The sequence below is a fragment of the Stenotrophomonas sp. 1278 genome (assembly GCF_029892765.1).
Lineage (GTDB): Bacteria > Pseudomonadota > Gammaproteobacteria > Xanthomonadales > Xanthomonadaceae > Stenotrophomonas > Stenotrophomonas indicatrix.
In genome coordinates, this window is record NZ_JARXWD010000007.1 from 25892 (window position 1) to 46709 (window position 20818).

19 protein-coding genes are annotated in these 20818 nt (G+C 66.4%); 11 read left to right on the plus strand and 8 right to left on the minus strand.

What is annotated here, in order from left to right; translation table 11 throughout:
* Nucleotides 1–266: 266 nt before the first annotated feature.
* Nucleotides 267–3062 carry a TonB-dependent receptor gene (locus tag M2299_RS08815; RefSeq protein WP_099784946.1) on the minus strand — a complete coding sequence of 932 codons (2796 nt, stop codon included), beginning with the start codon at nt 3060–3062 and terminating at the stop codon, nt 267–269.
* 215 nt (nt 3063–3277) lie between these two features.
* Between M2299_RS08815 and apbC the strand changes: the two genes are divergently transcribed.
* Together apbC and dcd are read left to right on the plus strand one after the other, a co-directional pair.
* Nucleotides 3278–4132 (plus strand): iron-sulfur cluster carrier protein ApbC, encoded by an 855-nt coding sequence (gene apbC / locus M2299_RS08820; protein WP_100436727.1) that lies wholly within the window; start codon nt 3278–3280, stop codon nt 4130–4132.
* 77 nt (nt 4133–4209) lie between these two features.
* The gene (dcd, locus tag M2299_RS08825; RefSeq protein WP_025876117.1) at nt 4210–4776 is read left to right on the plus strand and encodes a dCTP deaminase; all 567 of its coding nucleotides are present in this window, start codon (nt 4210–4212) and stop codon (nt 4774–4776) included.
* Nucleotides 4777–4875: 99 nt separating this feature from the next.
* On the opposite strand, the gene M2299_RS08830 is transcribed toward dcd, so the two are convergent.
* The 3 genes from M2299_RS08830 to M2299_RS08840 are packed head-to-tail and all read right to left on the minus strand — an operon-like array spanning nt 4876 to nt 6149.
* Complete coding sequence (locus tag M2299_RS08830; RefSeq protein ID WP_025876120.1) at nt 4876–5043, minus strand: DUF5668 domain-containing protein; 168 nt, start codon at nt 5041–5043, stop codon at nt 4876–4878.
* A gap of 15 nt (nt 5044–5058) precedes the next feature.
* On the minus strand, nt 5059–5481 hold the full coding sequence (locus M2299_RS08835; protein WP_032975033.1) for an HIT family protein: 423 nt from the start codon (nt 5479–5481) through the stop codon (nt 5059–5061).
* Entirely contained in the window at nt 5478–6149 is a 672-nt protein-coding gene (locus M2299_RS08840; RefSeq protein WP_280884219.1) for a dienelactone hydrolase family protein, read from the minus strand. Before M2299_RS08840 ends, M2299_RS08835 begins: the two co-directional genes overlap by 4 nt.
* Nucleotides 6150–6353: 204 nt before the next feature.
* Between M2299_RS08840 and rimO the strand changes: the two genes are divergently transcribed.
* Together rimO and M2299_RS08850 are read left to right on the plus strand one after the other, a co-directional pair.
* On the plus strand, nt 6354–7715 hold the full coding sequence (rimO, locus tag M2299_RS08845) for a 30S ribosomal protein S12 methylthiotransferase RimO (protein ID WP_049469291.1): 1362 nt from the start codon (nt 6354–6356) through the stop codon (nt 7713–7715).
* Complete coding sequence (locus M2299_RS08850; RefSeq protein ID WP_099843201.1) at nt 7712–8530, plus strand: DUF3025 domain-containing protein; 819 nt, start codon at nt 7712–7714, stop codon at nt 8528–8530. The genes rimO and M2299_RS08850 overlap by 4 nt, the downstream gene beginning before the upstream one ends.
* Nucleotides 8531–8573: 43 nt before the next feature.
* Here the strand turns inward: M2299_RS08850 and greB are convergent, their stop codons facing one another.
* Together greB and M2299_RS08860 are read right to left on the minus strand one after the other, a co-directional pair.
* Entirely contained in the window at nt 8574–9089 is a 516-nt protein-coding gene (greB, locus tag M2299_RS08855) for a transcription elongation factor GreB (protein WP_032975018.1), read from the minus strand.
* A 79-nt stretch (nt 9090–9168) separates the two neighbouring features.
* Nucleotides 9169–10674, minus strand: coding sequence for a helicase HerA-like domain-containing protein (locus M2299_RS08860; protein ID WP_025876133.1), 1506 nt, complete (start codon nt 10672–10674; stop codon nt 9169–9171).
* Between the two features lie 122 nt (nt 10675–10796).
* Here M2299_RS08860 and M2299_RS08865 point away from each other — a divergent pair, with 122 nt between their 5' ends.
* Together M2299_RS08865 and M2299_RS08870 are read left to right on the plus strand one after the other, a co-directional pair.
* Complete coding sequence (locus tag M2299_RS08865) at nt 10797–12407, plus strand: transglycosylase SLT domain-containing protein (protein WP_280884220.1); 1611 nt, start codon at nt 10797–10799, stop codon at nt 12405–12407.
* 23 nt (nt 12408–12430) lie between these two features.
* Nucleotides 12431–12778 (plus strand): ribonuclease E inhibitor RraB, encoded by a 348-nt coding sequence (locus M2299_RS08870; protein WP_025876137.1) that lies wholly within the window; start codon nt 12431–12433, stop codon nt 12776–12778.
* A 92-nt stretch (nt 12779–12870) separates the two neighbouring features.
* Here the strand turns inward: M2299_RS08870 and asd are convergent, their stop codons facing one another.
* Both asd and M2299_RS08880 read right to left on the minus strand, forming a co-directional pair.
* On the minus strand, nt 12871–13713 hold the full coding sequence (gene asd, locus M2299_RS08875; protein WP_025876139.1) for an archaetidylserine decarboxylase: 843 nt from the start codon (nt 13711–13713) through the stop codon (nt 12871–12873).
* A complete protein-coding gene (locus M2299_RS08880; protein ID WP_025876141.1) occupies nt 13710–14360 on the minus strand; it encodes an SCO family protein in 651 nt (216 codons plus the stop codon). Before M2299_RS08880 ends, asd begins: the two co-directional genes overlap by 4 nt.
* A 123-nt stretch (nt 14361–14483) precedes the next feature.
* Between M2299_RS08880 and prmB the strand changes: the two genes are divergently transcribed.
* From prmB to M2299_RS08905, 5 genes are all read left to right on the plus strand, one after another.
* A complete protein-coding gene (gene prmB, locus M2299_RS08885; RefSeq protein ID WP_280884221.1) occupies nt 14484–15413 on the plus strand; it encodes a 50S ribosomal protein L3 N(5)-glutamine methyltransferase in 930 nt (309 codons plus the stop codon).
* Complete coding sequence (gene aroC, locus M2299_RS08890; protein ID WP_059064719.1) at nt 15410–16513, plus strand: chorismate synthase; 1104 nt, start codon at nt 15410–15412, stop codon at nt 16511–16513. The genes prmB and aroC overlap by 4 nt, the downstream gene beginning before the upstream one ends.
* Nucleotides 16506–17543: a D-glycerate dehydrogenase gene (locus tag M2299_RS08895; RefSeq protein WP_280884222.1), complete on the plus strand. Its 1038-nt coding sequence runs from the start codon at nt 16506–16508 to the stop codon at nt 17541–17543. Before aroC ends, M2299_RS08895 begins: the two co-directional genes overlap by 8 nt.
* Before the next feature lie 90 nt (nt 17544–17633).
* On the plus strand, nt 17634–18662 hold the full coding sequence (locus tag M2299_RS08900; protein WP_280884223.1) for an aspartate-semialdehyde dehydrogenase: 1029 nt from the start codon (nt 17634–17636) through the stop codon (nt 18660–18662).
* A 150-nt stretch (nt 18663–18812) separates the two neighbouring features.
* Nucleotides 18813–20810 (plus strand): FimV/HubP family polar landmark protein, encoded by a 1998-nt coding sequence (locus M2299_RS08905; RefSeq protein ID WP_280884224.1) that lies wholly within the window; start codon nt 18813–18815, stop codon nt 20808–20810.
* Nucleotides 20811–20818 lie beyond the last annotated feature (8 nt).

A 20818-nucleotide genomic window follows, 5' to 3' on the forward strand; every position in this document is an offset into this window, starting at 1 on the left:
TCGAACGTAACACACGCTTAACTTGTTTTTCGCGGGCTTGTCGCGCTCTCGCAATGGCTTGTCGGGAGTTAATAAAAAATTCTTTAAAAACAATTGATTGTAATATTGGTACGAATTTGCCGAGTTTGGCTTAATGAATATCCAGTAAATGTGCGGGCATTTAACAATCGAGATGTTCCCGCGGCGATCGCCGCACATGCCGCGCCAAAAAAAAGGCCCCGCCGAAGCGGGGCCTGGTCCGGAATCAAACCCGGAAATCGACGGGATTACTTGCCGAAGTCGTACTTGGCCTGCACGTACACGGTGCGGCCGTAGACGTTGTACAGGTAGTTGTTGAACGGCGTGCCGGAGGTACCCTGGTAGCTGTGAGCCTGCTGCTCGGGCATCTTGTTGAACACGTTGTTGACCATCAGCGACAGGGTCAGGTCATCCTGCACGCGGTAGTTCACGCTCAGGTTGTAAGTGGTGTACGAAGCCCACTTGCCTGCCTTGTAACCCGACGCACCATGGGTGTACTCGTAGCCGTTCAGGCCCGCCAGGTAGTTCGGGGTGTGGCCGATGTAGTTCGCGTACAGCGTGGTGGTCCACTTGTCCAGCGACCAGGCCACCGACGCGTCGGAACGGACCTTGGCGTAGCTGTCGTAGTTCCACATCGACTTCGGGTTGCCCAGCAGGTCCTGGAAGTCCTCGCCCGGCTGCGCCTGCACTTCACGCTTCAGCATGTTGGTGTAGTTGCCCGAGAACTGCAGCGAACCGAAGCGGCCGATGTCCTGCAGGTACTTGAAGCCGACGGTCACGGCCTGCAGGTTCTGGCGGGCCACGTTCATCTTCGGGGTGTACAGCGAGCTCAGGTTGCCGGCCGAATCGCGCACGACCCAGTCAGCCACGTTCTGGCAGGTGGCCGAGGAGCCGTTCGGCAGGCCGTTGCGGCAGTAGTACTCGGCCAGCAGCAGCTGGTCGGTGCTGGCCGTATCGACTTCGTTCTCGATCTTCCAGTTGTAGTAGTCGGCCGAGATCGACAGGTTCGCCATCGGCGCCCAGACGATGCCCGCGTTCCAGACGTCGGCGGTGATCGGCTCCAGGTCCGGGTTGCCGGCACGCTCGGAGTAGACCGAGACGCTGTCCGCGTAGCGGCAGGCGTCGGTGTTGCCCGGCACGTAGCCCAGCTCACCGCAACGGTAGTAATCGGTGGAGTTGGCAGCGTAATAGCCGCTGCGGCCCTGGAACGCGTCGGGCAGGGTCGGCGCGCGGAAGGCGGTGCCGTACTTGCCGCGGAACAGCAGGCTTTCGATCGGACGGAACTCGACACCCACGCTGTAGGTGGCCTTGTCGACGGTGTTGTCGGCGATCTTGAAGGCGTCATAGCGACCGGAAGCGGTCACCGTCAGCGACTCCAGCAGCGGCATGCGCAGCTCGCTGGTCACCGCGTAGTTGCTGCGATGGCCGTTGCCGGCAACAGCCGACGAGCCCCACACGTCGCCGTCCAGCAGGCGCTGGTCGGGGCTGTAGTCCCAACCTTCGCTGCCGCCTTCGACGACCACGGCCAGGCCGGCATCACCGCCCGGCAGCGAGAACAGCGAGCCGTTGGTGACCTGCGCGCGTGCCAGGTTCTGCCAGGTGCGGCTGTGGTTGGTGGTGTAACCGGTGAAGCCAGCGAAATCTTCCGGCGAGATCGGCGAGTAGAACGCGCCCCAGTTGGTGTTGTAGATGCCGAAGCCATCCTGGGTGCCCAGCTGCGGGCCCAGCACCTTGTCGGCGAAGTAGCTGTTGATGGCATTGCCGAAGCGCTGGAACTTGCTCTCATCCAGGCGGTATTCGCCACGGGTGAAGCTCAGGCTGTAGTCCCAGTTGCCGACCGCACCCTTGCCGCCCAGGGTGACCTGGTAGGCACGGCTCTTGTCGTTGTTCAGGATGCCCTTGTAGCCTTCGCCGCCGATGTCTTCCGGAGCGAACGCGCGCTGCAGGTTGACCAGCTTGCCGGAGGCCTGGTCATAGAAGCCACCCATGGTGCTCTTGGTGCCCCACCAGAGGTAGTTCGAGCCCGAGGTGTATTCGGTCTTTTCCTTGCTGTACAGCACGTCGGCGAACAGCTGGAAGTTGTCGTTCACGTCGAAGGTCATCGACGAGTAGAACTGGCCGCTGTCCTTGCCGTTCTTCAGGGTCTTGTAGCCGGCGCCGAAGACCGAGCCGCAGGACTGGCCCGTCGGGCGGTTCGCCAGCACGGTGGTGCCGTCGAACTGGCCGGCAACGTTGGCGCAGTTGCTCGGGTCCATCATGTACAGCGCATTGGTCTTGGCGTCGATGACGGCGAAGTCGTTCGACGGCAGCTGCGCGGTGTAGCCGTTCGCGTTGTTCTGCTTGGTCAGGTCACGCTGGTAGCCCCAGATCGGGTTGCTGCTTTCGATCTGTACGTTGACCAGTGCATTGAAGCGGTCGTCCAGCGCCGAGAAGCCGTGTGCACCGCTGACGCGGAAGCTGTTGCCACCGCCTTCGGTGGAGGTGCCGCCACGCACGGAGAGGCTGCCGCCTTCCATGTGGTCCTTCAGGATGATGTTGACCACGCCGGCGATCGCATCCGAACCGTACAGGGAGGACTGGCCACCCGGCAGGACTTCGATGCGCTCGACGATGTCGATCGGAATGCCGCTGATGTTGTTGAACGCGTCGCCGCCGTTGTACAGCGCCGGGTAGGACATCATCGGACGGCCGTTGATCAGGTACTTGGTGTAACCCGGATTCAGGCCGAACATGCCAGCGGCTTCAGCGCCCTGGGTGAACGAAGCGGAGGTCTGGCCACCCTGGATGCCGCCGGTGGTCAGCGAGGACTGCTGCAGCACCTCGGCGACGCTGTTGAAGCCGCGCGACTGGATGGCTTCAGCGCTGATGGTCATGACCGGGGTCTGGGTCTCGACCTGGGTCTGCGGGATCAGCGAGCCGGTGACGGTGATCTTGTCCAGATTGGTGGCCTTGTCCTGGGCCATTGCCGGCGAGGCGGCAACCAGGGCGGAGATCAAGGCGACAGCGAGGGTGTTGCGACGTGCGGAATTGCGAAGGTCTTTCATGTAGTTCCGTTCAGAGAGCAAATACGAGTACGGCACTGCGCATGCGCCATCGTGCGTGCCGTAGATCCAGCAACGCAGCCCAAAACCAGTGCTTAGCGAACGTAACATGAACTTAACAATCTGTGCACGAATCTGTAGCAATCCTGAATTTCAGTCAGCGTACGTCCAGCTAGTATGATGTTGGGTTCTTCTTGTCGATTCACCCGGAGCCCGCAGTGAACAGTTCTTCCCGTCGTCCGCATGCCAGCCAGGTGCAGAAGGGACTGGCGCCGCATGCGCGCATCCGCAACGTGATCGCGGTGGGCTCGGGAAAGGGTGGCGTGGGCAAGTCGACCACGGCGGTCAACCTGGCCGTCGCACTGCAGCAGCTGGGGGCGCGCGTAGGCGTGCTTGATGCCGATATCTACGGCCCCAGCGTGCCGGCGATGCTCGGCCTGTCCGGTCGCCCGGAAAGCCCGGACAACAAGAGCATCGAGCCGATGCGGGCCTTCGGCGTGGACACCATGTCGATCGGTTATCTGGTCGAGGATGAAACGCCGCTGATCATGCGCGCACCGCGCGCGACGGCGGCGTTGACCCAGCTGTTCGAAGACACGCTGTGGGACGACCTGGACTATCTGCTGATCGATCTGCCGCCGGGCACCGGCGACATCCAGCTGACCCTGGTGCAGAAGATCCCGCTGGCCGGCGCGGTGATCGTCACCACGCCGCAGGACATCGCTACGCTGGATGCGAAGAAGGCGCTGAAGATGTTCGAGAAGGTCGAGGTGCCGGTGCTGGGCGTGGTCGAAAACATGGCCGTGCATATCTGCAGCAACTGCGGGCATGTGGAGCACCTGTTCGGCGAGGGTGGTGGCGAGCGCATGGCGGCGCAGTACGGCGTGCCGCTGCTGGGGTCGCTGCCGCTGCAGATCGGCATCCGCGAGCAGGGCGATGCCGGTACCCCGATCACCGCCGCGCAGCCGGAATCGGCGGCGGCCCAGGCCTACCACCGTGCCGCCCAGCGTCTGGTCGAGGAAGTGGGCAAGCGCCCGCGCGCTTCGATCCCGATCCTGTCCTCGCTGTTGTAAGGGCCCGCTGGGGGCTGCGGCGGCGACGCCCGGCCCCCTGCTAGAATCCTCGCGCCCCCTCGCACCCAGGACAGAGCATGAGCATCAAGAGTGACCGTTGGATCCGCCGGATGTCCGAACAGCACGGCATGATCGAGCCGTATGAGGCCGGGCAGGTCAAGCAGGCCAACGGCGAGCGCATCGTCAGCTACGGCACATCCAGCTACGGCTACGACGTGCGCTGCTCGCGCGAGTTCAAGGTGTTCACCAACATCAACTCGACGATCGTGGACCCCAAGCATTTCGATCCGGGCAGCTTCGTCGATATCGTCGGTGACGAGTGCATCATTCCGCCGAACAGCTTCGCGCTGGCGCGCACGGTCGAGTATTTCCGCATTCCGCGCGACACCCTGGTGGTGTGCCTGGGCAAGAGCACCTATGCGCGCTGCGGCATCATCGTCAACGTGACCCCGCTGGAGCCGGAGTGGGAAGGCCACGTGACCCTGGAATTCAGCAACACCACGCCGCTGCCGGCGCGCATCTACGCCAACGAAGGCGTGGCGCAGATGCTGTTCTTCCAGTCCGATGAAGTGTGCGAGACCTCGTACAAGGATCGCGGCGGCAAGTACCAGGGCCAGACCGGCGTGACCCTGCCGCGCACCTGACAGCTTGCGTCAGCGCGTATCGGTAGCGCCGGGCCATGCCCGGCGTTTCCGTTTTGTGGGTCCGCGCGCTGCGTTCGCCGGGCATGGCCCGGCGCTACCTTATTTGCCGCGACCGAACAGGATCGCGATGCCTACGGCCACCAGGCCGAGCGGCCACCAGGTCAGCAGCAGGCGCGACAGGTTCAGGTTGGTCCAGCCCAGGTTGCTGGCCAGCATGAACAGGCCGATCAGGATCAGCAGGATGGCGGCGACGATATTGAATCGCATCGGGTCGGCACTGGCTCAGGAATGGGCTGGATATCCTAGCCGTTCCTTCCAGTAGGCGACATGCTGGTCCAGCGCGGCCGGCTCATAGCGGTGCGCCGGGCCACTGCCCCAGACCGGTCCCGGCCACGCCGGATCGCCGTCGTGGCGGCCGATCACGTGGAAATGCAGCTGGCGCACGATGTTGCCCAGCGCGCCGATGTTGATCTTCTCCACCCCGTCCGAACCGTGCAGGGCCTTGCAGGCGCGGTTGAGCTCGGTGCGCAGCTTGTCCTGCTGCTCGCCGTCCAGCTCGATCCACTCGGTCACCCCGGCCAGACGCGGCACCAGGACCAGCCAGGGGAATCGTTCGTCGTTCATCAGTCGCACTTGCGACAACGGGCCTTCGGCCACCAGTACGCTATCGGTGGCCAGGCGTGAATCGAGTTCGAAATCGCTCATCCAAGATGCTCCGAGAAGAAGTCCAGGGTGCGTTGCAGCGCCAGGGCGGCGCTGTCTGGATCATACGCATGTCCGACCTCGCGGTTGAAGGCATGGTCGGCCGGATAGACGTAGGTCGCCATCTGCGGCAGCTTCTCACGGTGCGCTTGGATCGCCTCGGGCGGGATGCTCTTGTCCTGCGCGCCGAAGTGGAACATCACCGGGGCCTTCGGCGTCTCGTCCAGGAACTGCACGTTGCGCGCGCCGTAGTAGCTCACCGAGGGCAGGCCCAGGCGCAGCGCGGACAGCAGGGCGACGCTGCCACCCCAGCAGTAGCCGACCGTGCCGACCTTGCCGTGCGGTGCCAGCCGGGTTGCTGCGGCACGGACCACTTCCAGTGCCTTTTCCATGCCCAGCGCGGTAACCCGTTCCAGCCCATCCTTCACGCCCTCGGGGCTGTAGGGCAGGGCATCCGGGTCGGCCTCGGGGCCGTCGACCAGGTCGAAGAACGAGGGGGCCAACACGGCGTAGCCCTGGGCGGCGAAGCGTCCGGCGACGCCGCGGATATGCGGGTTGGCGCCGAAGATCTCCTGCACCACCACCAGCGCGCCACGGGGTTTGCCCTCGGGCAGTGCCTGCCAGGCGCGGACCGGGCCGTAATGCGTATCCAGGATGATCCATTCGGACATAGGGGTGTACCTCGTTGCAGGGGCCAGGCCTGCATTGTCGGTGCTGGGCGGGTTAGCGCGATGTCAGCGGCTGTGCGGGATCGGGCGGCTCGCGATTCAGAGGCCGCTGCCCAACCCCGGTATACTGGCGCCCTTTCAGGCCCCGGCCCCCAGGTCCCCCTGCCATGCCGGCAGGGGCCCAGGCCCCCAGAGTCCCGCGATTCCATGTCCCAGCTGAACCCCAAAGTCGGCTTCGTCAGCCTTGGCTGCCCGAAGGCCCTCGTCGATTCCGAGCGCATCCTCACCCAGCTGCGGTCGGAAGGCTACGACATCGTCCCGTCCTACGATTCGGCCGACGTGGTGGTGGTCAACACCTGTGGCTTCATCGATTCGGCGGTGACCGAATCGCTGGATGCCATCGGCGAGGCGATGAACCAGAACGGCAAGGTCATCGTCACCGGCTGCCTGGGCAAGCGCCCGGAGCAGATCCGCGAGGCGTACCCGAACGTGCTGGCGGTGTCCGGGCCGCAGGATTACCAGAGCGTGATGGAAGCAGTGCATGCGGCGCTGCCGCCCAAGCACGACCCGTTCGTGGATCTGGTGCCGGACTACGGCATCAAGCTGACCCCGCGCCACTACGCATACCTGAAGATTTCCGAAGGCTGCAACCACCACTGCAGCTTCTGCATCATTCCGTCGATGCGCGGCAAGCTGGTCTCGCGTCCCGTGGACGAGGTGCTGCGCGAAGCCGAGCGCCTGGTGCGCGGCGGTGTGCGCGAACTGCTGGTGGTTTCGCAGGACACCTCTGCCTATGGCGTGGATGTGAAGTACGCCGAGAAGATGTGGCGCGACAAGGCCTACCAGACCCGCCTGAAGGCACTGTGCGAAGGCCTGTCCGAACTGGATGCGTGGGTGCGCATGCACTACGTCTATCCGTATCCGCACGTCGATGACGTGGTGCCGCTGATGGCCGAGAACCGGATCCTGCCGTACCTGGACATCCCGTTCCAGCACGCCAGCCCGCGCATCCTGCGCCTGATGAAGCGCCCCGGCGCGGTCGAGAAGACCCTGGAGCGGGTGCAGAACTGGCGCCGCATCGCGCCGGATATCACCGTGCGTTCGACCTTCATCGTCGGTTTCCCGGGCGAGACCGAGGCCGAGTTCGAAGAGCTGCTGTCCTTCCTGGACGAAGCGCAGCTGGACCGCGTCGGTGCGTTCGCCTACTCACCGGTGGAGGGCGCTACGGCCAACAACCTGCCGGACCCGGTGCCGGAAGAAGTGAAGCAGGAACGACTGGCGCGCTTCATGGAGAAGCAGGCGCAGATTTCGGCTTCGCGTCTGGAAGCCAAGATCGGCACGGTGCAGCAATGCCTGGTCGATGCCATCGAAGGCGATATCGCGGTGGCCCGTTCCAGGGCCGATGCGCCGGAGATCGACGGCCTGGTGCATATCCAGAACGCAGACCAGGTGGCGTTGCGCGTGGGTGAGTTCGTCGACGTGGAAATCACCGAGAGCGACGAGCACGATCTCTACGGCGACGCACTGCCGCCGACCACGCGCCCGGCATTCGACCTCAAGGTGCTGTGACCGGGGCGGAGGCTGCTGATGGCGGCCCCCGCCGCTTCGTGCCGCCGCTGCGTGCGGCGGTGGACAGGGCTGCCTTCGATCATCCGCTGTTTGCCGGTATCGCCGGGTTCGGCGATCTGCTGACGGCAGCGGACTGGCCACGCGTGGTCGATCTGGACGCGCGCCTGGCGCTGCCGGGCAAGCGCGTTGTTGAACAGGATGCGGCGTTGCTGGCCGACGGCCTGCACTACGAAACGCGCATTGCCGAAGGGCGCATCGCAACCCGCGCGGGCAACTGGCACGACCTGTTCAACGCCCTGGTCTGGGCACGCTACCTGCCGATCAAGTGCGCACTCAACGCGCAGCAATGCCGGCACATCGAGGGCATGGCCGCAGGACAGCGCAACCGCGCGCAGGCCGCGCTGACCCAGTTCGATGAAACCGGCGTGGTGGTACGCGTGCGCGACCCGGCATTGCTTGCAGCCTGGGATGCTCACCAGTGGCGCGTGCTGTTCGAGCCGATCCATTGGCAGTCAGGACGGATCGCCATCGCCGCGGTATTCGGTCATGCCTTGATGGAACAGGCGCTGCTGCCGGGCCGGCTGCTGGTCGGCAAATGCGTGGTGCTGCAGGGCGATGACGATGCGGGCTGCATCGACACGGTCGCGCGCGCCATCGAGGAGGGCAGGGTGCTGCTCGATCCCTTGGAACTGCGTCCGCTGCCATTGGCGGGTATTCCCGGCTGGCACACCGACCAGGCGCCAGCCTTTTACGCGAACGACGATTATTTCCGTCCGCTGCGCGAAGGGCGCCGCTATCCGCCGCCGCTTCTCTAGAACCGGGCCCATGCCCGGCTGAGCGCCGCTGCCCGCCACAGGCTCAGCCGTTGGCCGCGGTCTCGTACTCCACACCGATCACCGCAAAGGTGTGGTTGCCACTGGGCAGTTCCACTGAAAACTCATCATCCAGGCGCTTCTTCAACAAGGCCCGCGCCAAGGGTGAATCGATGCTGATCCAGCCCAGCCCCGCATCGGTCTCATCCGGCCCGACGATGCGGTAGCGGCTGGTCTGCCCGCTGTCCACGTTCTCCAGCTCAACCCACGCACCGAAGAACACCGCTTGCGGATCAGTCGGCGTGGTGTCGACCACGCGCAGCGATTCCAGGCGCTTGGTCAGGTAGCGCACGCGACGATCGATCTCGCCCAGCTGCTTCTTGCGGTAGGTGTATTCGGCATTCTCCGAGCGATCGCCTTCGGCCGCGGCTGCTGCCAGCGCCTTGACCACCTCGGGTCGACGCACCCGCCACAACTCATCCAGCTCGGTTTTCAGGCGTGCATGGCCGGCGGCGGTGATCAGTGCGGTGCTCTTTTCTGCGGGGGGACGCCAACGCGACATGTAATGCGGATTCTCGTGCGGAATGAAACAACTACGGCGCGCCGTCGCCGGCGCGCCGCAAAGGGAACTGCCGGGGCTCTCAGCGCTTGCCGCCGAAGATGCCACCGAGGATGCCGCGCACGATCTGGTTGCCCAGCTTGGTGCCGACCGTACGCGTGGTCTGCTTGGCCATCGTCTCGATCATGCCCTGGCGGCGCTTGGTGCCGAAAATAGCGTCCTTGATCGACTGCCCGAAACCGCCTTCCTGCGCCTCGTCCTGCTCACGGCTGCGCGCGGCCGGCGCATCGGTTTTCTCGACGGCCTTCTGCGCGCGCTGCGCCAGCAGTTCGGCTGCCGATTCGCGGTTGACGGCAGTGTCGTAGCGCGTGCCGACCGGGCTGCCGGCACGCACCTGCGTACGTTCGGTGTCGGTGACCGGTCCCATGCGGCAGCGGGGAGGCGCGATCATCGTCTGCTGCACCGGCATCGGCACGCCCTTGTCCTGCAGCGTGGAGACCAGCGCCTCGCCGGTACCGAGCTGGCTGAGCACCTTCACCACATCCAGCTTCGGGTTCGGTACGAAGGTCTCGGCGGCGGTCTTCACCGCCTTCTGGTCGCGCGGGGTGAATGCGCGCAGCGCGTGCTGTACACGGTTGCCGAGCTGGCCAAGGATGTTGGCCGGCACGTCGTCCGGGAACTGCGAGCAGAAGTACACGCCCACGCCCTTGGAACGGATCAGCCGCACCACCTGTTCGATGCGCTGTACCAGAGCGGGCGGTGCATCGTCGAACAGCAGGTGCGCTTCGTCGAAAATGAAGACCAGCTTCGGCTTGTCGAGGTCGCCCACTTCGGGCAGCTGCTCGAACAGCTCCGACAACAGCCACAGCAGGAACGTGGAGTACAGCTTGGGCTTGAGCACCAGCTGGTCGGCGGCAAGGATGCCGATGACACCGCGGCCGTCATGGTTGACCCGCATGATGTCGGCCAGTTCCAGCGCCGGTTCGCCGAAGAAGTGCTCGCCGCCGTCCTGGGCCAGCCGCAGCAGGGCGCGCTGGATGGCGGCTACCGACTGCGCGCTGACCAGGCCGTACTCGGTGGAGATGTCCTTGCGCTCCTCGGCCACCAGGCCGAGCAGGGCGCGCAGGTCGTCCATGTCCAGCAACAGCAGGCCGCGGTCGTCGGCCAGCTTGAACACGATGTCGAGCACGCCGGCCTGGGTGTCGTTCAACTCCAGGATGCGGGCCAGCAGGGTCGGGCCCATCTCGCTCACGGTGGTGCGCACCGGGTGGCCCAGCTTGCCGTACAGGTCCCAGAACACGGTGGGGCTGGCGGCCGGAGCATAGTCGCTCACGCCGATCTCGGCCGCGCGCTTGAGCAGGTTCTCGGCGCCGGTACCCGGCACGGCCAGGCCGGAGACATCGCCCTTCACATCGGCCAGGAACACCGGTACCCCGATCCGCGAGAAGCCCTCGGCCAGGGTCATCAGGGTCACGGTCTTGCCGGTGCCGGTGGCGCCGGCGACCAGCCCATGGCGGTTGCCGAGTTTCGGCAGCAGGGTGACAGCCACATCGTCGGTGATGCCTTTGCCGAGCAGAATCGGATCCATGGTCCAGCCCTTGTGATGAATGTGCCAATGTTAACCGCCGACGGTGACGGGCCGAAGGTCGGCTTGCCCCGACCTTGGCAGCGCCGCTACTCTGCCTGCCTGTTTCATACACAGTGCCACCAATGCCCGTTCCTGTCCTGATTTCCCGCACCTGGCCGCTGCTGGCCCTGGCTGGCCTGGTTTCCCTGGCACCGGAGGCCCACGCACAGCGGGTTTCGGCCCGGGACAAGGTGAAAGTGGATGCCCTGCAGCAGCGCATGACTGCAGCCGAGAAGCGCTACAGCGATGCCGTTCTGCTGGTGGCCAACGCCGATCCGAAGGGGCGCAACGAGGCCGATGCCGCGCTGGAGGACATGGAAGATGTCATCAGCGAATGCGTGAAGCAGAAGGGTTGCCAGATGAGCAACATGCTGGCGACCTACAAGCGCCTGCTCAAGCACGATGCCGATGCCGCCGCCGATGATGACGTGGCCGATGAAGCCGGCGACCGCCTGGAAGCCGACCCGGACCATGTCGGCCCGCTGGCTGCCGACGTGCCCGAGGCGGCCCGCGCAGCCGCGCTGCTGAATGACAAGCGCCATGCCTTCGACAACATGGTCGAGTACAACCCCGCCGTGCAGGCCGGCATCCGCCGCTGGCTGACCGACATGCGCCCGGCGCTGATGACCACTTACGAGAATTACCAGAACCTGCGTGCGGTGATGTGGCCGGAATGGGAGAAGCGCGGCCTGCCCGAGGCGTTGCTGTTCGGCATCATGGCCAAGGAATCCAACGGCCGTGTACATGCGTCCTCGCGTGCGGGCGCCGCGGGCCTGATGCAGTTCATGCCGGCCACCGGCCGCCGCTTCGGCCTCGGCCCGGACGGTACCGGTTTCGATACCCGCTTCGATGCGCGCAGCGCCGCCGAAGCCAGCGCGACGTACCTCAACGAGCGGATGCGTGAGCTCAACAACAACGTCGAACTGTCGCTGGCCGGCTACAACGGCGGTGAGGGCCGCGCAGCGCGCGTGTACAAGCAGTACCCGGGCCAGAGCTTCTGGGTGGACAGCGTCTACAACCAGTTCCCGGGCGAAACCAAGGACTACGTGCCGATGGTGATCGCCGCGTCCTGGATCTTCCTGCACCCCCAGCAGTACGGCGTGGAGTTCCCGAAGATCAACGCGCAGCCGGCCACCATCCGCCTGGCCCGCTCGAGCACGATCTACGAACTGACCATCTGCCTGGGCAGCCATGGCACCCGCGATGGCTACATGCGCGCATTGCGCAACCTCAACCCGCGCTATGAGGCCGATGGCTGGATTCCGGCAGGAACCCTCATCAACGCCACCAACCGCATTGCTGGCCTGTACGCGCGCAACTGCGTCAGCGGCCCGCGTGCCGATCTGGCCCGCACCCTGATCACCGCCGACCTCAATGCCGCGATCGTGCGCCCGAGTGCTGCCAGCTACACCGGCAGCGTGGCCGTGGGCGGGGTGGTGCCGGTGGTCGATCCCAATGCCGCCAGCAGCGTGCCGACCACGCCCGCCGCGCCGGTGGCTGCGCCGCGCCCGGCGCCGGCCCCGCGCGCCAAGCCGGCCCGCAGCTACAAGGTCGGCAAGGGTGAGACCCTGGGCCGGATCGCCGCGAAGTTCCAGTGCGATGTGCCGGTGCTGGCCCGCGCCAATGGCCTCAAGGCCCCCGGCTACAGCCTGCGCCACGGCCAGGTGCTGAAGCTGCAGGGCTGCGACAAATAATCTCTCCGCACTCTGGATATCGCATGGACCTCGAAGACACCCGCAACCTGTTCACCAACCTTCGCGAGAACACCGACTGGGACCTCGACGCCCCGCTGCTGTGGGGGTACTTCTTCGTGCACTCCACCGCCGAGCCGCTGCACGCACTTGCCACCCACCTGCAGGCACAGGGTTATGTGCTGGTGGAAGTGTTCGAGCAGGAGCCGGAAGACGGTGAGGCTGCATTCCACGTGCTGCATGTGGAGCGCGTGGAAGTGCACGACGAAACCTCGCTGGACAAGCGCAACCAGGAACTGAGCGCGCTGGCCACGCAGATGGGCGTGGAAGACTACGACGGCATGGACGTCGGCCCGGCGCCGACCCTGCAGTAACGCACCTGTCCGGTAGTGCCGGCCGCTGGCCGGCAACGCTCGATGCGTTGGATCAACGGAGATGCCGGCCAGCGGCCGGCACTACCGCAGGATCAGCGCAGCTTGGCCAGTGCCTGGCCCAGCTGTACCGGATGCTCGGCATCCAGATGCGGGGCGAATTCGGCCACGCCCGGCGGCAGCAGCACGATCACGGTCGAGCCGTAATTGAAGCGCGCCATCTCTTCGAAGCGCTGCAGCGTGATGCCGCGGCCCCGGTAATCCTTGCGGGTAATGCGGTCGCCGTAGTGCGGAATCTCTTCGCCGCTCCACACCGTTTCCACGCCCGACACCAGCAGCGCACCGACCATCACGCTGACCATCGGGCCGAAGCTGGTATCGAAATGGCAGACCAGGCGTTCGTTGCGTGCGAACAGGCCGGGCACGTTGTTCACTGCGGCCGGGCCGACGCTGAACAGGCGACCGGGCACGTGCACGGTTTCGCGCAGGGTGCCGGTCCACGGCATGTGCACGCGGTGGTAGTCGCGCGGCGACAGGTACACCGTGGCATACAGGCCCTCGTTGAACGGCTTGGCGTCCTCGGCGCTGCCCAACAGCTCGGCGGCGGTGAACGACTGCCCCTTGGCCTGGAAGATGCGCCCGGCGTCGATCTTTCCGAGCTGGCTGATGCGGCCGTCCGCCGGCATCACCAGGCTGCGCGGATCGGCATCGGCCACGCGCGCGCCGGGTTTCAGCGCGCGGGTGAAGAACTGGTTGAAGGTCGGGTAGCTGCGCGGGTCCGGATTGGCCGCTTCATCCAGGTTGACGTTGAACTTGCGGGTGACCGTGTCGATCAGCCAGCGCGATACGCGCGGGTTGTCCGAGTACGCCAGCGAACGCGCCATCGAGGACAGCAGGCGGTGGGGCAGGACGTACGTCAGGGCGGTGGTCAGACTCATGGGGCGGATTTCTCGGTCAGCTTCTGCAGGTCGCGGGCGATCGCCGGCGCATTGAACGGGGGCCGCACCAGGCCGGCGAGCCGGCCCTGCGGATCGAGCACGGCCAGGCTGGCGGAGTGCTCGAGGGTGTAATCCTCGGGATTCTCGTCGAAGTGCTTGCCCGGCACCTTCTGGAACACGAAGCCCAGCGAGGTGGCAAAGCGCTCCAGCGAGGGGATGTCGGCAGTCGCCGCCAGGGTGTCCTTGTGGAAGCCATGGGCGTACTCGCCCAGGCGCGTGGCGGTGTCGCGCTCCGGGTCGACCGAGACGAACAGCACGCGCGGGCGCAGGCCGTCGGGCAGGGCTTCCCACTGGTTCTGCGCGCCGGCCAGCTCGGCCAGGGTGGTCGGGCAGACGTCGGGACAGAACGTGAAGCCGAGGAACACCAGGGTCCAGTGGCCCTTCAGTTCGCCGGGAATCAGGCGCGTGCCGTCGGACTGGGCCAGGTTGTAGTCGGGCAGGGCGCGCGGCTGCGGGTACAGGGTGATCGCTTCGGTGGCCGGCTGCCCGGCCGGCGGCTTCGGCGCGAACACCTGCTGGGCGGCGAGCAGGCCAAGGCCCGCCGCCAGGGCGATCAGCAGGATGATGCCGACGTTGCGATTGAACATGGGATTCCGCCGCAGGAAGTGGCCACCATCATACCGGCTGCGGCTGGATCGTTTCTGCCGCAACGGATGCCGGCGCAGGCGGCAACCCCTATAATCGGGGGCCACTTTGCCCGCAGTACCGCCATGACCGCTGAAACGGCCGCCGAACTCCACACGATCATCGATCTGATCCGCTACGGCACCAGCCGTTTCAATGCTGCGGGCCTGACCTTCGGGCACAGCTACGACAATGCCCTGGACGAGGCCACCCAGCTGGTGCTGCACGGCCTGCACCTGCCGCACGACCTCGGCCCGGCCTATGGCCAGGCGCGCCTGCTGCGCGAAGAGAAGCTGGCGGTGCTGGAGCTGTTCCAGCGCCGCATCGACGAGCGCATCCCGGCTGCCTACCTGACCGGTGAGGCCTGGTTCGCCGGCCTCAGCTTCAAGAGCGACACGCGCGCGCTGGTGCCGCGTTCGCCGATCGCCGAACTGATCGAGTGCGGCTTCGAGCCGTGGCTGGCCGGCCGCGATGTCAACCGCGCGCTGGACCTGTGCACCGGTTCGGGCTGCATCGCCATCGCCATGGGCCACTACTACCCGAACTGGGAAGTGGACGGCGTGGACCTCAGCGATGAGGCGCTGTCACTGGCCGAAGAGAACAAGCAACGCCTGCAGGCGCACAACGTGACCCTGCTGAAGTCGGACCTGTTCAACGGCCTGACCGGTCGCCACTACGACCTGATCGTCACCAACCCGCCGTACGTCACCAACGACGAGACCGACGCCCTGCCGCAGGAATACTCCTACGAGCCGGAGATGGGCCTGCGTGCCGGCGACGACGGCCTGGACCTGGTGCTGAAGATCCTGCGCGACGCGCCGCTGCACCTGAGCGAGGACGGCCTGCTGATCTGTGAAGTGGGCGAATCCGAACAGCACCTGATCAAGCTGCTGCCGGAAGTGGATTTCGCCTGGGTCGAATTCAAGGTCGGCCAGATGGGCATCTTCGCGGTCGAGTGCCGCGAGCTGATCGCCCACAGCGCGCGCATCACCGAACTGGCGGCGCAGCGCCCGTGAGCTCCAATTCGTTCGGCAAGCTGTTCACCGTCACCACGTTCGGCGAATCACACGGGCCGGCCATCGGCTGCGTGATCGATGGCTGCCCGCCGGGGCTGGCGCTGGACGCGGCCGAATTCAACCATGACCTGCAGCGTCGCGCCACCGGCAAGAGCCGGCATACGTCGGCGCGGCGCGAGGCCGACGAGGTCGAGATCCTGTCCGGGGTGTACGAGGGCCTGACCACCGGCACCCCGATCGCGCTGCTGATCCGCAACACCGACCAGCGCAGCAAGGACTACAGCAACATCGGCCAGCAGTTCCGTCCGGGGCATGCCGACTACAGCTACTGGCACAAGTACGGCATCCGCGACCCGCGCGGCGGTGGCCGCTCCTCGGCGCGCGAGACCACCATGCGCGTGGCTGCTGGTGTGGTCGCCAAGAAATGGCTGGCCGAGCGTTTCGGCATCACCGTGCGCGGCTACCTGTCGCAGCTGGGCGGGATCACTCCGGCCGGTTTCGACTGGTCGGTAGTCGAGGACAACCCGTTCTTCTGGCCGCACGCCGCACAGGTGCCCGAGCTGGAGGCGTACATGGATGCGCTGCGCAAGTCCGGCGATTCGGTCGGTGCCTGCGTGGACGTGGTCGCCGACAACGTACCGCCGGGCTGGGGCGAGCCGATCTACGGCAAGCTTGATGGCGAGCTCGCGGCCGCACTGATGAGCATCAACGCGGTGAAGGGCGTGGAGATCGGCGACGGTTTCGCCAGCGCCATGCAGAAGGGCACCGAACACCGTGACCTGCTGACCCCGCAGGGTTTTGCCAGCAACCATGCCGGCGGCATTCTCGGTGGCATTTCCACCGGCCAGCCGGTGGTCGCCTCGATGGTGCTCAAGCCGACTTCCAGCCTGCGCCTGCCGGGTGAATCGCTGGATACGGCTGGCAATGTGGTGGAGGTGGTCACCACCGGCCGCCATGATCCCTGCGTCGGCATCCGCGCCACGCCCATCGCCGAGGCGATGATGGCCTTGGTGCTGATGGACCAGGCGCTGCGCCACCGCGCGCAGTGCGGCGATGTCGGCACCATCACCCCGCGCATTCCCGGCCAGCTTGATGGCTGATACACGGCCGACGGTATGGGTGAGCCAGCCGCTGATCGACGCGGCCATCGCGCTGCTGCGCGATCGCGTGCAGCTGCGCACCACCGATACCGTCACCGCCTGGTCGCCACAGCAGATCGCCGCGCAGCTGGCGGACGTTGACGGGGCGATCATCACCCTCAACGAGCGCATCGGTGCGACCCAGGTCGCCGATGCCGCGCAGTTGAAGGTGATCGCCAATGTCGGCGTCGGCTACAACAATCTGGATGTCGACGCGCTCAGCGCCGCCGGCATTCTCGCCAGCAACACCCCGGACGTTCTCACCGAGACCACCGCCGATCTCGGCTTTGCGCTGTTGATGGCCACCGCGCGCCGGATCACCGAATCCGAGCGCTGGCTGCGCGATGGCCAGTGGGGGCAGTGGTCGTTCCAGACCATGCTGGGTGCCGACATCCATGGCAGCACGCTGGGCGTCCTCGGCATGGGCCGCATCGGCCAGGGCATCGCCCGTCGCGGCGCGCACGGCTTCGGCATGAAGGTGCTCTACCACAACCGTTCGCGGCTGCCGGCCGATACCGAAGCCGCGCTCGGCGCGACCCATGTGGATCTGGACACGCTGCTGGCGCAGTCCGACCATCTGTTGACCGTGTTGCCATACACCCCCGCCTCGCACCACATCATCGACGCCGCCGCGCTGGCCAAGATGAAGCCGTCTGCCACCCTGGTGAACATCGCCCGCGGCGGCATCGTCGACGAACTGGCGCTGGCCGATGCACTGGCCAACGGTCGCCTGGCGGCGGCCGGCCTGGATGTCTACGAAGGCGAACCGAACGTGCGGCCGGAACTGCTGGCCCTGCGCAACATCGTGCTGACCCCGCATATCGGCAGCGCATCGCTGGCCACGCGTACGGCCATGGTGCAGATGGCCGTGGACAATCTGCTGGCCGGGCTGGGCCTGGATGGCAGCCCGTCGCGCATGCCGAGCGCGATCAACGCCGACGCGGCCCTTGCCGCGCGCGCGACCTCGGACAAAAAAAGCGGGAAACGATAGGGAACCTCCGCGCATCCATCCGAGGAGGCTCCCCGAACCCAGCTGTCGTGCGTGAGTTTTCCCCCTTCCCGTTTTCGTGAGAGTTCCCCCATGAGCAATGCACAACGCAGCTTCCACGTCGCCATCGTCGGCGCCACCGGCGCGGTCGGCGAGACCATGCTGGCCATCCTGGCCGAGCGCGATTTCCCGATCGGCACCCTGAGCCTGCTCGCTTCCGAGCGCTCGGCCGGCGGCGAAGTCGAATACAACGGCAACAAGGTCAGGATCCAGGACCTGGCCACTTTCGACCCGAGTGGCGTGGACATCGCCCTGTTCTCGGCCGGTGGCAGCGTGTCCAAGGAATACGCCCCGAAGTTCGCTGCCGCTGGCGCGGTGGTGATCGACAACTCCTCGGCCTTCCGTTACGACGATGACGTGCCGCTGGTGGTGTCGGAGGTCAATCCGGACCAGGTCGCCAACCGTCCGCGCGGCATCATCGCCAACCCGAACTGCTCGACCATGCAGATGCTGGTCGCGCTGGCACCGCTGCACCGCAAGTACGGCATCGAGCGCATCAACGTGTCCACCTACCAGTCGGTATCCGGTGGTGGCCGTTCGGCACTGGAAGAACTGGGCAAGCAGACCGGCCAGCTGCTGAGCTTCCAGGAAATCGATCCGCAGCGTTTCCCGGTGCAGATCGCCTTCAACCTGATCCCGCACATCGACGACTTCCTGGACAACGGCTTCACCAAGGAAGAGATGAAGCTGGTCTGGGAGACGCGCAAGATCCTGGGCGACGACAGCATCCTCGTGAACCCGACCGCGGTGCGCGTGCCGGTGTTCTACGGCCACTCCGAATCGGTGGCGATCGAAACCCGTGACAAGGTGACCGTCGCCGAAGCGCGCGCGTTGCTGGAACAGTCGCCGGGCATCGAGGTGGTGGATCGTCACGAGGCCGGTGGCTACCCGACGCCGGTCACCCATGCCTCGGGCACCGACGCGGTGTACGTCGGCCGCATCCGCGAGGACCTGTCGCATCCGCGCGGCCTGAACCTGTGGATCGTGTCGGACAACGTGCGCAAGGGCGCAGCCCTCAACGCGGTGCAGCTGGCCGAGCTGGTCGCCGCCGAGAAGCGCTGATCCCTGCCGTTGCCTGACCGGTAGTGCCGGCCGCTGGCCGGCAGTGCCTTATCGGTGCATGCCCGTGCCTGCCGGCCAATGGCCGGCACTAGCGCAGTCCGCCTCCCCGATGGGTGCGGACCGTGGTCCGCACGCTTTATAGTGTCGCCCATGAATAAACGAGCCAAGGGCGCACGGCGTCCGCTCACCTGTCTTTCCGCCGCGCTGCTGGCCCTGGTCAGCAGTTCGGCCATGGCCCTGGGCCTGGGCGACATCCGGGTCCTGTCCAAGCCGGGACAGCCGTTGCTGGCCGAGATCCCGGTGATCTCGGCCGATCCGTCCGAACTTGAGAACCTGCGCGTCGCGCTCGCTTCGCCGGTCACCTTCGAGCGCGTTGGCCTGCAGCGCCCGGCGGGTCTGGTCAGCGAACTGCAGTTCGAGCTGACCCGCAATGCGCAGGGCAGGGCGGTGGTGCGGGTGACCTCGCAGACGCCAGTGGAAACACCCTCGTTGAGCTTCCTGGTCGAGGCCGACTGGGGCCAGGGCCGGCTGGTGCGTGAGTACTCGGCGCTGGTCGATGCACCGGCCAGTGCACTGGCCGTGGCCGAACCGGAGATCGTCGCGCCGGCCGGCGTGCTGTCGGACACCATCGTCCGTGATGCGCCTGCCGCCGCTGCAACCGCACCCGAGCCGGCACCGGTCACGGCGGCCGCCGCACCTGCTGCACCGCGTCCACGGGCTGCGTCACCTGCGCCAGCACCTGCACCTGCACCTGCACCTGCACCTGCACTCGCTGCAGACGGCAGTGTGACCGTGCAGCGCGGACAGACGCTTTCGCAGATCGCCGGCTCGCTGGCCCGTGGCAATCAGATCAGTCGCGACCGGGCGATGATCGCGCTGTTGCGTGCCAACCCCGAAGCCTTCATCCGTGGCAACGTCAACCTGCTCAAGCAGGGCGCGGTGCTGCGCATGCCGGGTGATACCGCACTGGCCGCGGTGGATGCGGCCGAGGCGGCCGCGCTGGTCCGCGAGCATGCCGCACAGTGGCGGCAGGCACGCACCGTGCCACAGCCGGCTGGCGCCGCGATGCCGGTGGCCAAGGCCGATGGCGCCGCTTCTTCCCCGGCTGCGGCCACCGGGGCACGACTTGAAATCGCTCCGGCGCTGGCATCCGACGCCGCGCACGCGGGCACAACCACCGGCACCAGTGCCGGCAGCGAGGGTGACATGCTGGGCAACGAACAACTGCGCCAGGCCAAGGAGGACATCGCCACCCGCGATGCCGAAATCGGCGATCTGAAGCAGCGCGTGGCGGAGCTGGAGAAGCTCAAGGAGCAGCAGCAGTCACTGATCGCGATGAAGGACAACGACCTGGCCGCCGCGCAGCAGCGTTTGGCCCAGGCGCCCGGTGCGCCCGGCGCTGGCACGCCGTGGTACTGGCTGGGCCTGCCGCTGCTCGTGCTGGTTGCCCTGGGCGCCTGGCTGCTGCGTCGTCGCAAGCCCTCGCCGCTGCCGCCGCTGCGCGAGGAACACGATGCCGCCGGCCTGGCAGCAGCGCTGCCGGCAGGTGCCGCGCTGGATACCCTGACCGAACAGGACGCCGGGGTGAACTTCGCCGCCGATGGCGGACGCCAGGAACCGGCGATGCCGGCCTGGGCTGCCACTGCCGACCATGACGTGCCAGCTGCGGACATCCATGAGGATGCCTCGCCGGCCGAGTGGCGGGCGGGTGAGCTTGATGAAGACGAACGGGTTGAACTGCCTGCTGCGGTGAACGATCTGCCGCACTGGGACGATCCTGCCGGCGCTGCCGCGGTGGCGCCCATCGAGCCAGCCGAGGTGGCCGTGCCCGAATACGCGCTGCAGGCCGAACAGGAGCCGCAGTTCCGCGGTGTGTTCGATCTGCCGGCCGAACCGCATGAGCATGAGACGGCTGCACCGGTCGACCTGCACGACGACCGTGCTGCCGCCGAGGACGCCGTCGGGTCTGCTGCAGACAATAGCCATGACTGGGAACCGCGTATCGGCCAGGAGCGGCTGGAACTGGCCATCGCCTATCTGGACCTGGGCGACGCGCAGACCGCGCGCACCCTGCTGCAGGAGGTTGCCGAAGGGGGTGACCTGCATTGCCAGGCGCAGGCCCGCGAACTGCTGGCCCGCCTGCCCTGACATCCCTT

What these genes read in the sequence shown, in the direction of transcription:
- M2299_RS08815 (WP_099784946.1), bottom strand. Translation starts at nt 3,062, where the DNA reads ATGAAAGACCTTCGCAATTCCGCACGTCGCAACACCCTCGCTGTCGCC.
- dcd (WP_025876117.1), top strand. Translation starts at nt 4,210, where the DNA reads ATGAGCATCAAGAGTGACCGTTGGATCCGCCGGATGTCCGAACAGCAC.
- M2299_RS08830 (WP_025876120.1), bottom strand. Translation starts at nt 5,043, where the DNA reads ATGCGATTCAATATCGTCGCCGCCATCCTGCTGATCCTGATCGGCCTG.
- M2299_RS08835 (WP_032975033.1), bottom strand. Translation starts at nt 5,481, where the DNA reads ATGAGCGATTTCGAACTCGATTCACGCCTGGCCACCGATAGCGTACTG.
- M2299_RS08840 (WP_280884219.1), bottom strand. Translation starts at nt 6,149, where the DNA reads ATGTCCGAATGGATCATCCTGGATACGCATTACGGCCCGGTCCGCGCC.
- rimO (WP_049469291.1), top strand. Translation starts at nt 6,354, where the DNA reads ATGTCCCAGCTGAACCCCAAAGTCGGCTTCGTCAGCCTTGGCTGCCCG.
- greB (WP_032975018.1), bottom strand. Translation starts at nt 9,089, where the DNA reads ATGTCGCGTTGGCGTCCCCCCGCAGAAAAGAGCACCGCACTGATCACC.
- M2299_RS08860 (WP_025876133.1), bottom strand. Translation starts at nt 10,674, where the DNA reads ATGGATCCGATTCTGCTCGGCAAAGGCATCACCGACGATGTGGCTGTC.
- M2299_RS08865 (WP_280884220.1), top strand. Translation starts at nt 10,797, where the DNA reads ATGCCCGTTCCTGTCCTGATTTCCCGCACCTGGCCGCTGCTGGCCCTG.
- M2299_RS08870 (WP_025876137.1), top strand. Translation starts at nt 12,431, where the DNA reads ATGGACCTCGAAGACACCCGCAACCTGTTCACCAACCTTCGCGAGAAC.
- asd (WP_025876139.1), bottom strand. Translation starts at nt 13,713, where the DNA reads ATGAGTCTGACCACCGCCCTGACGTACGTCCTGCCCCACCGCCTGCTG.
- M2299_RS08880 (WP_025876141.1), bottom strand. Translation starts at nt 14,360, where the DNA reads ATGTTCAATCGCAACGTCGGCATCATCCTGCTGATCGCCCTGGCGGCG.
- prmB (WP_280884221.1), top strand. Translation starts at nt 14,484, where the DNA reads ATGACCGCTGAAACGGCCGCCGAACTCCACACGATCATCGATCTGATC.
- M2299_RS08895 (WP_280884222.1), top strand. Translation starts at nt 16,506, where the DNA reads ATGGCTGATACACGGCCGACGGTATGGGTGAGCCAGCCGCTGATCGAC.
- M2299_RS08900 (WP_280884223.1), top strand. Translation starts at nt 17,634, where the DNA reads ATGAGCAATGCACAACGCAGCTTCCACGTCGCCATCGTCGGCGCCACC.
- M2299_RS08905 (WP_280884224.1), top strand. Translation starts at nt 18,813, where the DNA reads ATGAATAAACGAGCCAAGGGCGCACGGCGTCCGCTCACCTGTCTTTCC.